The following is a 12550-nucleotide window of genomic DNA, read 5'->3' on the forward strand; positions in this document are numbered from 1 at the left end:
AATTCCTCGAGGATACGGCGTCATTCCGGGATGGTCCGAAGGACCAGACCCGGAATCTCGAGATTCCGGGTTCGATGCTTCGCATCGCCCCGGAATGACCAGGATGATGTCAGTTCGTCAACTTACCACGCGGCGAGAGACCCGCGATCACAAAATCGATCATCTGGTCGATGGTCGGGCCCGGCTTGGTGGCGCATTGGGCGATCATCTGCGGGTGGAAGAAGCGCATCATCGCGGTGCAGGCGCAGAGCGAGGCGAGGTGCACGTCCGGAACGTCGAATTCGCCGGAGGCCGCCCCCTGCCCGATCACCTGGCCGATGGTGGAGGCGATCATCTCCATATGGGCGATGCAGACGTCCCAATCCTCCTGCATCGCGATCTCGACCATCTCGTGCAGCTTGGAGTCGCCGACATAGCGCTCCGTGTTCATGCGGTTGACGGTCTTCATCAGGTCGCGCAGGCGGATCGTCGCCGGTCCGGGCGCCTGTGCGATCCGCTGCGCCTCGACCTCGACCTCGCCCATCAGCGTCCGCGCCACGCCCTCGTGGATCGCCTTCTTCGAATCGAAGAAGCGATACACGTTGGCAGGGCTCATCCGGAGCTCCTTGGCGATGTCGGCGACCGTGGTCTTCTGGTAGCCGATCTGACGGAACAACCGTTCGGCCACCACGAGAATCCGCTCCCGGGTGTCACTTTCGATATGTTCCGAAACCAGCGTCATCTGTGAGGACTCAATTATGCGTTCACTGTTCAACTATTCAGCGGCTTCAGCAAGCGGAATTGCCGGGCGTGCATTGCCGTCATGCTGCGCCGGCGAAGCGGCTTCCTCGCCCGCGCCGCTCTCCTCCAGGCTCTTGCGGAACCATAGGGCATAGAGGCCCGGCAGGTACAAGAGCGTCAGGAAGGTCGCGACGAACAGGCCGCCCATGATGGTGATCGCCATCGGGCCCCAGAACGCCGAGCGCGACAGCGGGATCATCGCCAGGATCGCGGCCAGTGCGGTCAACACCACCGGGCGGGCGCGGCGGACCGTGGCCTCCACGATCGCCTCCTTGCGGGTCAGGCCGTGGGCAACATCGGTCTCGATCTGATCGACCAGGATCACGGTGTTGCGCATGATCATGCCCGCGAGCGCGATCAGGCCGAGCAGCGCCACGAAGCCGAACGGCTGGTTGGCGACGTTCAGGCCCAGCGAAGCGCCGACAATGCCGAGCGGCGCCGTCAGGAACACCAGGATCAGGCGCGAGAAGCTCTGCAGCTGGATCATCAGCAGCGTCAGCATCACCAGCACCATCATCGGGAAGAGCACGAAGATCGAGGCATTGCCCTTGGCCGATTCCTCGAACGCGCCGCCCGGCTCGATCCGGTAGGCCGGCTCGAGATGGTTCTGGATCTCCTTGAGCTTGGGCGAGATCTGGTTGGTGACATCGGGTGCCTGTACGCCGTCGACGACGTCGGAGCGCACGGTGATCGCCATGTCGCGGTTACGCCGCCACAGGATTGGCTCCTCATGAGCATATTCGATTTTGGCAATCTGCTGCAGCGGCACCGCGACACCATTGCGTGAGGTGATCGTGAGATCGCCGACGCGCCCCAGATCGAGCCGCTCGGACGGCACGGCGCGGGCGACGACGCCGACCTTCTCGATGCCGTCGCGGATGGTCGTGACCGGCGCGCCCGAGATCAGCATCGACAGCGCCTGCGAGACCTCCTGCGGGGTGAGGCCCAGCGCGCGGGCACGGTCCTGGTCGACGACGAGCTTCAGGTAGGGCGACTGCTCGTTCCAGTCGAGCTGCACGTCCTTGACGTTCGGGTTCTGCCGCATGATGTCGCGCACCTGATAGGCGATATCGCGGACCTTCTGGGCGTCGGGACCGATCACGCGGAACTGAACGGGGAAGCCGACGGGCGGGCCGAAATTGAAGCGGTCGACGCGCACGCGCGCCTCGTTCAGCGCGCCATTGGCCGCCGCATTCTCGATCTTGGCCTTGATGCGCTCGCGCGCCTCGACGTCCTTGGACAGGATCACGATCTCGGCAAAGGCCTCGTTCGGCAGTTGCGGGTTGAGGCCGAGCCAGAAGCGCGGCGAGCCCTGACCGACATAGGCGGTGTAGGTCGCAATATCCTTGTCGCCCTTCAACAGGTCCTCGGCCTTCTTGACGGCCTTCTCGGTCACGTTGAACGCGGTGCCTTCCGGCAGGCGGAGCTGCAGGAACAATTCGGGACGCTCGGAGAGCGGGAAGAACTGCTGCTGGACGTGGCCGAAGGCAACGATCGAGGCGACGAACACGCCGACCGTGGACGCCACCACCGTGATGCGGTGATTGACACACCACTGCACCACCGCGCGCAAGCCGCGGTAAAGCCGGGTCTCGTAGATCGCGTGCGGATCGTGATTATGGTGCACCTTGATGTTGGGGAGCAGCTTCACGCCGATATAGGGCGTGAAGATCACCGCGACGAACCAGGAGGCAACCAGCGCGATCGCGACGATCCAGAAGATGCCGCCGGCATATTCGCCGACCGCCGAATTGGCAAAGCCGATCGGCAGGAAGCCGGCTGCGGTGACCAGCGTGCCCGTCAGCATCGGAAACGCCGTGGATTCCCAGGCGAACGATGCGGCGCGCATGCGGTCCCAGCCCTGCTCCATCTTCACCACCATCATTTCGACCGCGATGATGGCATCGTCGACCAAGAGGCCGAGTGCGATGATCAGCGCGCCCAAGGTGATGCGGTGCAGGTCGAGCGACATCGCGTTCATGACGATGAAGACGATCGCGAGCACCAAGGGCACCGACAGCGCCACCACGATGCCGGTGCGCCAGCCGAGCGCGAGGAAGGAGACGAACAGCACGATCGCGAGCGCTTCGACGAAGGAGTGCACGAACTCGCTGACCGCGTGCTCGACCACCTTCGGCTGGTCAGCGATCTGCTCGACCTCAATGCCCTGCGGCACCGCCTTTATGAAGTCGGCGGTCGCCTTCTCGACGTCCTTGCCGAGCTCGAGGATGTTGGCGCCCTTGGCGGTGACGATGCCAATGCCGATCGCGGGCTTGCCTTCCTGGCGCACGGTGAAGGTCGGCGGATCGACGAAGCCGTGGGTGACGGTTGCGATATCGCCCAACCGGAACACGCGGCCGTTGCTCTCGACCGGGGTCTCAGCCACCGCCTTGGCGCCGTCGAGCGCGCCGGTGACGCGCAGCGGCACGCGCTGCGACGACGTCTCGACCGTGCCGGCCGGGGTGACATTGTTCTGCTTGGCGAGCGAGTCGAACAGCGCCTGCGGGGTGATGCCGAGGGTAGCGAGCTTGGCGTGCGAGAACTCGACATAGATGCGCTCGTCCTGGGTGCCGTAGAAGTCGACCTTGGTCACCCCCGGCACGCGCAGCAGCCGCTGGCGGAAGCCTTCGGCCGCCTTTTTCAACTGCGCGTAATCGGCGCCGTCGCCGGTCATCATATAGAGGATGGAATCGACGTCGGAGAACTCGTCATTGACGACGGGACCGAGGATTCCTTGCGGCAACTGGCCCTGCACGTCGACCAGCTTCTTGCGCAGGAGATAGAAGAGATAGGGCACGTCCTTCGGCGGCGTCGAATCGCGGAACGTCACCTGCATCGCCACGAAGGCCGGCTTGGAATAGGTCTGCACCTTCTCGAAATACGGCAGTTCCTGCAGCTTCTTCTCGATGGGATCGGCGACCTGGGTCTGCATCTCGTTCGCAGTGGCGCCCGGCCACATCACGGAGACGTTGACCACTTTCACCGTGAAGAACGGATCCTCGGCGCGGCCAAGCTTCTGATAGGAGAAGTAGCCGGCGGCGGCGAGCGCGATCATCAGGAACAGGATCAGGGTCGGATGGCTCACCGCCCAGCCCGACAGGTTGAAGCGCTTCATGTCACCCTCCAATATCCAAAACCGGTTGCGGCCGACGGATCAGAACGACAGCGACGCCACGACGCGGACCTTCTGGGCCGGGTCGAGCTTCTGCACCCCGAGCGCGACCACTTTCGCGCCCTCCTCGACGCCGCCGGCGATGACGACGCAATTGCTCTCGTACGCCTTCACCTTGACCGGCTTCAGCGTGATCTCGCCGGCGTCGCCCACGACATAGAGCGAGGGCTCGCCGCCCTGGCTGTACAGCGCCGACAGCGGCAGCTTCGCCACGCGCTCGGTCTCGGCATCGGCGAGCGTCAGCGTCGCCGTCATGCCGAGCGAGACGTCGTCGCCGGCTTCCGGCAGCGAGAACTTGGCGAGATAGGTGCGGGTTGCCGGATCGGCCGAGGGCGCGACCTCACGGAGCTTTGCGGCGTACTTCTTATTGGCCTCCGACCACAGCGTCACGGTGGCGACGCCGGTCTTGGCGCGGCCGAGCAAGGTCTCGGGGATCGCGACCACCGCCTCCTTTTCGCCGAGCCGCGCCACGCGGATCGAGGTCTGGCCGGCGGCCACGACCTGGCCGGGTTCAATCAGGGTCGAGGTGACGACACCGCGGGTGTCGGCGACGAGCGTCGCATAAGAAAGTGAGTTCCTGGTCAGTTCGACCGAGCGTTCGGCGCGGTTGAGGCGGGCGCGGGCCTCATCCGCCGCGGCGCTGCTCTGGTCCAACTGCGCGTCCGTAGTCCAGCCCTTGGCCCGCAGGTCCTTCGCGCGCTTCTCGGCGGCCGCCGCCTGCGCCAGCACGCCGGTGGCGGCGCGCAGTTCGGCCTCAGCCTGCTCGGCCTGCAGCTTCAGATCGACTTCATCGAGGGTGGCGAGCGGCTGGCCGATATCGACGGTCTGGCCGACTTCGACGAGGCGCTTTGCGACCTTGCCAGCGACCCGGAAGCCCATGTCGCTCTCGATGCGCGGCTTGATGGTGCCGACAAAGCTGCGCTCGGGGGTCTCGGCCTCATAATGCACCATGGAGACCAGGACCGGACGCCCGGGATCGGCTTTCTCGGCGACCGTCTCGTCGCAGCCGGCCAGCGAAATCGCCGCCGCCGCCAGCAGCGCGCCAGCTAGAAGCTTGTAATAATTTGCGAAAATGGAACGGGCGAACATCGGTCTCTCCATCGGGCTGATGTCTGATGAAGAGTATTGATTGAGCACTGACGAATGTCAATAATCGTCAGTGATCAACACTAAATCGTGAGTTTGGGCATGGCCGATTGACTGCGGGCAAAGGGGGTTTGCGATGGCGGGTAGCCCGGATGGAGCGCAGCGCAATCCGGGGTTCTGGCCGTATGGATAGACCAGCCCCGGATTGCGCTGCGCTCCATCCCGGCTACGGCATGTCCGATGGCGAAGCTGCGCTACTTCGCGCTGGCGAATTCGGTCTTGGTCTCGTGGCCGCCGAGGAACGTGAGGAGGCCGGCGGCGAGCGGCAATAGCGACAGCACAAGCAGGCCGGTCGAGGTGTTGCCGGTGGCGTCCTTGACCCAGCCGATCAGATAGGGCCCGCCGAAGCCGGCGAGATTGCCGATCGAATTGATCAGCGCGATGGCGCCGGCCGCCGCGGTGCCGGAGAGCCAGGCGGTCGGCAATGTCCAGAACACCGCGAAGGTGCAGAAGATCCCGATCGCCGCGATCGTCAGCACGACCATGGTGATGGTGGGATCGGTGAGGTAGCTGGAGACGCCGAGCGCGAGTGCCGTGAGCAACAGCGGCCCGCCGACATGGGCGACGCGCTCCCGCCTGGCGTCGGAGTGCCGCGCCCACAGCACCATCGCGATGGTGCCAAAGAGATAGGGGATCGCGGTGACGAAGCCGGTCTGCGCGTTGGTGAGGCCGAAGGCTTTCACGATCTGCGGCAGCCAGAACTGCATGCCATAAAGCGCGCCGACGAAGCCGAAATAGATCAGGCTCAACGTGATCACCTTGGGCGAGGACAGCGCCTCGCCGAGCGTGAAATGCCGCACCGCCTGCTTGGCCGCGGCCTCGGCGTCAAGCTTTGCCTTGAGCCACGCCTTCTGCTCCGCGGTCAGCCAGTTCGCCTTCTCCGGCCTGTCGGTGAGATAGAACCAGGTGACGATGCCGAGCAGGACCGAGGGGATGCCCTCGATGATGAACAGCCACTGCCAGCCCCTCAGCCCCATCACGCCGTCAAGCCCGAGCAGAAGCCCGGAGATCGGCGCGCCGATCACGGTGGACACGGGAACGGCGACCGCAAACGCGGCCATGAAGCGGGCGCGGTATTCGGCCGGATACCAATAGGTCAGATAAAGGATGATGCCGGGGAAGAAGCCGGCTTCCGCCACGCCGAGCAGGAAGCGCAGCACAAGAAAACTCGTCTCGCCGCTGACCGTCGCCATCAGCGCCGAGATCACGCCCCAGGTCACCATGATGCGGGCGATCCAGCGGCTGGCGCCGAATCTCTCCAGCGCGAGATTGCTCGGCACCTCGAAGATGAAATAGCCGATGAAGAAGATGCCGGCGCCCCAGGCAAAGACCAGCGGCGAGAACTTCAGGTCCGCGTTCATGGTCAGCGCGGCGAAGCTGAGATTGACGCGGTCGAGATAGGAGAAGAAGTAGGCCAGCACCAGGAACGGGATCAGGCGCGCCGAGATGGCGCGGATGGTCGAGGTCTCGATCTCGCTCTTCGCACTCGCGGCGGGGGCAAGCGTGGTGGTCTGGCTCATGGGTGTCCCCCCGAGGGCTGTTATTGCTATTGCCTTGGGGTTTTGAGCATCAGGCGCACGCTGTCAATCGGAATTGTGACAAGGATCTCCGCGGGGTGCGGCGCGCACGGCCTCGGGTGCGAACTTGCGCCGGGAGCGGACCTGAGCTTTAGCTCCGTCTCCCACCAGGCTTTCCCGCTCATGATTGTCCGCATCCTGCTTTGTCTTTCGATCATCATCGCCGGGCTGGCGCTGCGCCGGTTCGGCTTCGGCGTGGGGCTCCCGGCATTCGTCGTGAAGTATGGCGGCTCGCTATTATGGGGGACGATGGTGTTCTTCCTGGTCGCGATTGCCGCGCCGGGATGGGCGCGGCGCACAGTACCCTTGATCGCGCTTGCGATTGCGGTGGGCGTGGAATTGTCTCGGCTGGTGCATACGCCGTGGCTCGATGCCTTCCGCCTGACGACCGCCGGCGCGCTGTTGCTGGGCCGCATCTTCTCGGCATGGAATATCGTCGCTTATGCCGCCGGGATTTTGCTCGGCGTGGCGCTGGATCGTTGTGCGATGCCAATCAAGCTACGTAGGGCGGACTAGCGAAGCGTAATCCGCCGCCACCGCTCTCGTCGTTCCGGGGCGATGCGCAGCATCGAACCCGGAATCCATGGTGCCACCTGGGCATGTGGCGCGATGGATTTCCGGGCCTGCGCCTGGCGGCGCATCCCGGAATGACGGGGAGAGTTGGCGCGAGGCCGACCGCTACCGCCGTGCTTTCCGAGTCTTCTTTGCGGCCTTGGTCTTCTTCGCGGTCTTCTTGGCCGCCTTGGCCGAGCGCTTCTTGGCGGATTTCTTGCCGGCTTTGCTGGCCGACCGTTTCCTCGCGGCCTTCTTTGCCGCGGCCGCCGTCCGTCTTGCGCTCGCTGGCGCCGGCTTGGGTGCGGCGCGCCGCTTGCGCGGCGGGGCCGTTGCCATCGGCGGCACCATCGGATCGGAGACGAGGCCGTCGGCGGCGAGCGGGACGTAGGTCGCCGTGCGCTCGTCAGCTTTCGTGGCCTCTTCGTCCGGCTTCAATGCGCCGCCGGCGGTGCTGGCGACGCCCTTCACCGTATCCGTGATCTTGTCGAGAATTGATTTATCCTTGCCCATGATGCCTCCCTGAAATTAGTCGCAATAAACTAACCGGCCGGGAGGCCGCGGGTTCCCGAGACGAAACTTGGAGTCGTGTACGGCGGATTAGGTTAGCTCGCCGTCGTCATTCCGGGGCGATGCACAGCATCGAGCCCGGAATCCATGGCTCCGCCGGCGCACGTGGCACAATGGATTCCGGGCCTGCGCCTTGCGGCGCATCCCGGAATGACAGCGGAGAAAGTGGCGAACGGAATCCATCCGTCATTGCGCGCCAATGGCTCTGCGCGTCCTCAGTTGGCGAGCTGGAAGCGCTCGAAGCGGTGCAGTTCTTCCTCGATGCGGGGCTTGAACTCCTTGCGGGCGCCTCGCTTGGTGGCGCTGCCGACCCAGCTCCATTTCTGCATCAGGAGCTTCTTGTTCGCCCGGTCGGTCTTCAGGTCGATGGCGGCGACAATCTCGTCGCCGACCAGGACCGGCAGCGCAAAATAACCGAACAGGCGCTTTTCCTTCGGCACATACGCCTCGAAACGGTGGCCGTAACCGAAGAACAGTTCGCTGCGCTTGCGCTGGATGATGAGCGGATCGAAGGGCGAGAGGATGTGGACCAGGGTTGGATCGCCCTCACCCGCCGGCTGCAGTGCCTCAGGGCGCGCCCAGTGCTCCTGCTTGCCGGCGCCTTCGAGCGCGACCGGCACCAGTTCGCCTCGCCGCAGGCGGGTCTCGATCAGGCGCCGCACCGGCTTCTTGCTGGGCGCATCAAGATGGCAGATCGAATCCAGGCTGACCACGCCCTGCGACCGCAGCGCGCGGTCGAGCAGATAGGCGGTGATCTCGCGCGCCGAGGCGGGCTTCGGCGGCTTGTCCCAGCCGAAATGCCGCGTCATCAGATCGTAGGTCTTCAGCATGCCGTTGCGCTCGCTGATCGTGAGGGCACCGGTGTAAAAGGCGAGCTGCAGCGCACGCTTTGACGGCTTGCGGCTCTGCCAGAGATGCTCCTTTTCCACCAGCACGTCGTCGTCGATGTCGCGGATGGTGAGCGGTCCCTGGCGGATCAGGCGCATCACCTTGCGCATGTCGGCGGGCGTGACCGAGTTGAACCATTTGTGGCCCTCGCGCCTGTGCTGCCGCATCGCCGGCAGGAAGAAGCGCAGATCCCCGGCCGGCACATAAGAGAGGGCATGGGTCCAGTATTCGAACACGCTCCTGTCGACGCTCTGGGCGTGGCGGAGATCGGCGCGGCGGTAGTCGGGGATGCGGCTATAGAGGATGTGATGGTGGGCGCGCTCGATCACGTTGATGGTGTCGATCTGCACATAGCCGAGATGCTCGACCGCAGCGGCCACGGCGGCCGGCCCATCACCGAACGGCACGGGCGTGTCGAGCCGTTGGGCACGCAGCCAGATGCGGCGGGCGTCGGTCCTGCTCAGAGGATGGGATGGAATCGGGCGGGGCATTGCCCGCAATGTAGTGCATGATCCGGAAAAGTGGACACTGGATTTCCGCCCCGCCAACGCCAAGCGTTTGCGCGAAGACGATGATCATGGATTCCCGACCACGGGACGCAGGCAAGGAAAAGGCCGCACCAGGTGGCGCGGCCCAAGCTCGGTGGTCGGTCTTGTTTACTTGGCCGCCTGGGCCTCCAGGTAGTGCTTGCAGGCGCCGCGCATGTTGCCCTTGCTCATCTCGCTATTGGCCTTGCTGATGCTCTTGGCCATCGCCGCCTTGCCGGGCCCTTCCGGCATCGTGTTCATCGAGGCCGTCGATTTGGCCATGTTCTCCGTGGTGCAGGCCACCGGCTTGGCCAAGGCAGGCGCAAAGGCAACAGCCGAGAACGCAGCAGCCAGGATCAATCGTCGCATCGGAAAAATCTCCCTTGGAATGAAACCGGCATGACACCGGCCAATACAGCACGCATTGGCTCGCGGCCGCGTTTCCGGCGGAAAGCTATTTTTCCTGTATTGCAGTGGGATGAAGCAAAGGCGAACTGCGACCAGCGGTCGCGGTCGTGAGCCGATTTGCTACGAGCCAGGAGATTGCCGAGCTCGCCGCGACCGAGCTGCAGATCTCCCTCGAAATCCATTCGCCGAAGCCCGGGTGAAGCGCAGCGCAACCCGGGGATGCTCGCTGCGTGGCGAGATAAACCCGGATTACGCTTCGCTTCATCCAGGCTACGTCACGGGCTTGTCGAGCATTTCCCTGATCCTTGCCGCGAGCACGGTCTGCGTCAGCGGCTTCTGCAACAGCGATACGTCGTCGTCGGGCCGATCCTCGTCGCCGACGGCGTTGCCCGCATAGCCGGTCATGAACAGCACCTTCAGGTCGGGCTGGATACGGTGCAGTTCATCGGCCAACTCGCGGCCATTCAGGCCGGGCATGATGATGTCGGTGAGCAGCAGGTCGACATGGAACCGCCCGCCCTTGAACAGCGCCAGCGCGGCCGAGCCATCGCCCGCCTCGCGGACTTTGTAGTTCAGGTCCTGCAGGGTCTCCACGAGGAAGGACCTCACGCTGGCCTCATCCTCGACCACCAGGATCGTCTCATTGCCGGCGCTGCCGACGACCGGGACGACGTCCGTTTCGACCGGGGCGGCGGTTGGAAGAGGCGGCTGGTAGGCGGGCTTGAGATCGGGCGGCTCGCCCCGCGCATGGGTGAGGAGTTGCTGCGTCAATACCGCCGCCCGCTGTGCACTGTTGGAGGCATTGCCGATCACGCGCGCCAGCCGGTCGCGCTTGGCGCCGCCGTCCGATTGCACGCTGCGCGCGGCGATTTCGAGGTTGCCGCTGATGACCGTCAACAGATTGTTGAAATCGTGCGCCACGCCGCCGGTCACCTGCTGCGACTGTCGCAGCAGGTCCTCGGCCTCGCGGAGCCGCGACGGCGAGGGCAGCGCCAAGAGCTTCGGCAGCAGCGGCCACAGCATGGCGGCGGTGACGATGGAGGCGGCGGCCGTCAACAATTTGGCGATGCCCTCGATGCCGTAGATCGGCACCCAGAGCGTGACGATCGACAGCACATGGGTGAAGCCGCAGAACAGGATGAAAAGCGCAAAAGCCCAGAAGACCCAGCCGAACGCGACGTCGCGCCGCTTCGACACGAAGATGGCCAGCGCTATGGGGATGGAGAAGTAGGCCGCCGCAATCACCGCGTCGGAGATGACGTGGAGCCAGATCAGCCCAGGCTCCCACAGCAGGCAAATTCCGTGCGGGGAAAGCGTTGACGAATCGAAGAGACGCTCCAGCATGATGGTCGTTCCACTGCCCTTGACGCAAATCGATGGACCTACCTTTGCATGCAAAAATCCATGAGCCGTTACGGCCCGTCAAGCCTGCCGCGACATCTCAGATCCAGCTTCGGAACAGCATCAGGTGATTGAAGGCCGCCGTCGAGGTGCCGATGAAGGCCGCCGAGATCGGCAGCATGACCGCAAAGCCCAGCGCACCGATGGCGACGAAAGCCCATAACAGCCAGCGCGGAGTGCCGGCGCGGGTCAGCGCGTAGACCAGGGCAAAACTCGCGGTGGTCGCGGCCGGCAGGTAGTAATAGATGAAGCCGAGCGTGCGCGGCAGCAATGCCCAGGCGAGATAGGGACCAAAATAGAACGCCACCACCAGGAACGCGTCCGCCCGCCGCACCACGATCCAGTCGCGCAAGGCTACGGTGAGCGCGGCCAGCGCCGGCCACAGAATCAGGGGATTGCCGAGCAGGACCACCGCGGCGATGCTGTTGTCGTCGAGCTTGTCGAAGAGATACCAGACCGGACGCACCAGGAACGGCCAGGACGGCCATGAGCTCATGTAGGTGTGACCGGCGATCGCGGTCGTAGTGTTGTCGGCAAAGATGCGGCGCTGCGCCTCCAGGATATCGGGAAACGAAAATCCGTACAGCGGAACAAAGCTCGCGAGATAGACGATCGCGGGCAGCAGCGCGAAGCATGCGGCAAAGTGATGGGGACGAAAATCGGGCCAGAGGTCGGGCTGGTACCAGTCCTCCGGCTTGGGATCGGCGAACCGCGTGCGCCAGCCTTGCATCAGCCGAATCACGGCGACGATGGCGATGCAGGTCGCGAGCACGAACAGGCCGCTCCATTTGCAGGCGGCAGAGAGGCCGGATGCGATCCCGGCAAGCGCAAAGTAAAGCTGCGGCCGAGCCTGCCTGAAGCCGTGGGCGAACGCCGCAATCGCGAACAGGCCGAAGGCGAGCGCGAAAATATCCAGCATCGCGATCCGCGACTGCACGAACAGCATCTGGTTGAATGCGGCGAGCAGCGTTGCGGCGATCGCCGACGACTGCCGGGCGAAGAGGGCCAGTCCACCGAGATAGACCCCAACCAGCGCCAGCGCTCCGAACAGTGCGGCGGGATAGCGCCAGCCGAACGGATTGTCCCCGAACGTCCTGATCGACAGCGCGATGAACTGCTTGGCGAGCGGCGGATGCATCGGGTTGAGCATCGGCTCTGGTATCACCGGCTCCAGCATCTGCCGCGCCGCCGGCACGTAATGCACCTCGTCGAAGTAGAACTTTTCCGGCGCGCTGACGCCGATCAGAAGCAAAAGATGCGCGACGATGAAGATGATGAGCGCAGTGAGAACTGTGCGCGCGGACGAAATGGAAGGTGATTTTGGCACGATGTCTTCGGCGATCGTGGTGCAGCAAGGATGTCAATTGTGAGCGCCGCCGATTCTTCTGTCCATCGCATTGAACGTATTTCGCGCCGATCGTCACCAGGAAACGGCGTTGTAGGACTCAGACGCGTAGGGTGGGCAAAGCGCAGCGTGCCCACCATCCACGTTCGGTGCAAGAAAGGTGGGCACGCTGCGCTTTGCCCAC

General features: G+C 64.4%; 10 protein-coding genes. 1 reads left to right on the forward strand and 9 read right to left on the reverse strand.

The features are described from left to right. Nucleotides 1-109 precede the first annotated feature (109 nt). From ACZXDY_RS36225 to ACZXDY_RS36240, 4 genes are all read right to left on the reverse strand, one after another. Nucleotides 110-721, reverse strand: a complete 612-nt coding sequence (locus ACZXDY_RS36225) for a TetR/AcrR family transcriptional regulator (protein ID WP_464348827.1) — start codon at nucleotides 719-721, stop codon at nucleotides 110-112. Between the two features lie 33 nt (nucleotides 722-754). Then, complete coding sequence (locus ACZXDY_RS36230; protein ID WP_464348828.1) at nucleotides 755-3895, reverse strand: efflux RND transporter permease subunit; 3141 nt, start codon at nucleotides 3893-3895, stop codon at nucleotides 755-757. 39 nt (nucleotides 3896-3934) lie between these two features. Next, nucleotides 3935-5041: an efflux RND transporter periplasmic adaptor subunit gene (locus tag ACZXDY_RS36235; RefSeq protein WP_464348829.1), complete on the reverse strand. Its 1107-nt coding sequence runs from the start codon at nucleotides 5039-5041 to the stop codon at nucleotides 3935-3937. Between the two features lie 251 nt (nucleotides 5042-5292). After that, entirely contained in the window at nucleotides 5293-6618 is a 1326-nt protein-coding gene (locus ACZXDY_RS36240) for an MFS transporter (protein ID WP_464348830.1), read from the reverse strand. A gap of 180 nt (nucleotides 6619-6798) precedes the next feature. Between ACZXDY_RS36240 and ACZXDY_RS36245 the strand changes: the two genes are divergently transcribed. Beyond that, a complete protein-coding gene (locus ACZXDY_RS36245) occupies nucleotides 6799-7191 on the forward strand; it encodes a ribosomal maturation YjgA family protein (RefSeq protein ID WP_464348831.1) in 393 nt (130 codons plus the stop codon). A 162-nt stretch (nucleotides 7192-7353) separates the two neighbouring features. Here the strand turns inward: ACZXDY_RS36245 and ACZXDY_RS36250 are convergent, their stop codons facing one another. The 5 genes from ACZXDY_RS36250 to ACZXDY_RS36270 form a co-directional block, all read right to left on the reverse strand. Beyond that, complete coding sequence (locus ACZXDY_RS36250; RefSeq protein ID WP_207230985.1) at nucleotides 7354-7740, reverse strand: hypothetical protein; 387 nt, start codon at nucleotides 7738-7740, stop codon at nucleotides 7354-7356. A 272-nt stretch (nucleotides 7741-8012) separates the two neighbouring features. Then, nucleotides 8013-9176, reverse strand: a complete 1164-nt coding sequence (locus ACZXDY_RS36255; RefSeq protein ID WP_464348832.1) for a winged helix-turn-helix domain-containing protein — start codon at nucleotides 9174-9176, stop codon at nucleotides 8013-8015. A 165-nt stretch (nucleotides 9177-9341) separates the two neighbouring features. Then, nucleotides 9342-9581, reverse strand: a complete 240-nt coding sequence (locus ACZXDY_RS36260; protein ID WP_028162577.1) for a hypothetical protein — start codon at nucleotides 9579-9581, stop codon at nucleotides 9342-9344. Nucleotides 9582-9890: 309 nt separating this feature from the next. After that, complete coding sequence (locus tag ACZXDY_RS36265; protein WP_464348833.1) at nucleotides 9891-10964, reverse strand: response regulator; 1074 nt, start codon at nucleotides 10962-10964, stop codon at nucleotides 9891-9893. A gap of 97 nt (nucleotides 10965-11061) precedes the next feature. Further along, complete coding sequence (locus tag ACZXDY_RS36270; protein WP_464348834.1) at nucleotides 11062-12348, reverse strand: phospholipid carrier-dependent glycosyltransferase; 1287 nt, start codon at nucleotides 12346-12348, stop codon at nucleotides 11062-11064. Between the last annotated feature and the right edge of the window lie 202 nt (nucleotides 12349-12550).

The organism is Bradyrhizobium sp. LeoB3, assembly GCF_055456055.1.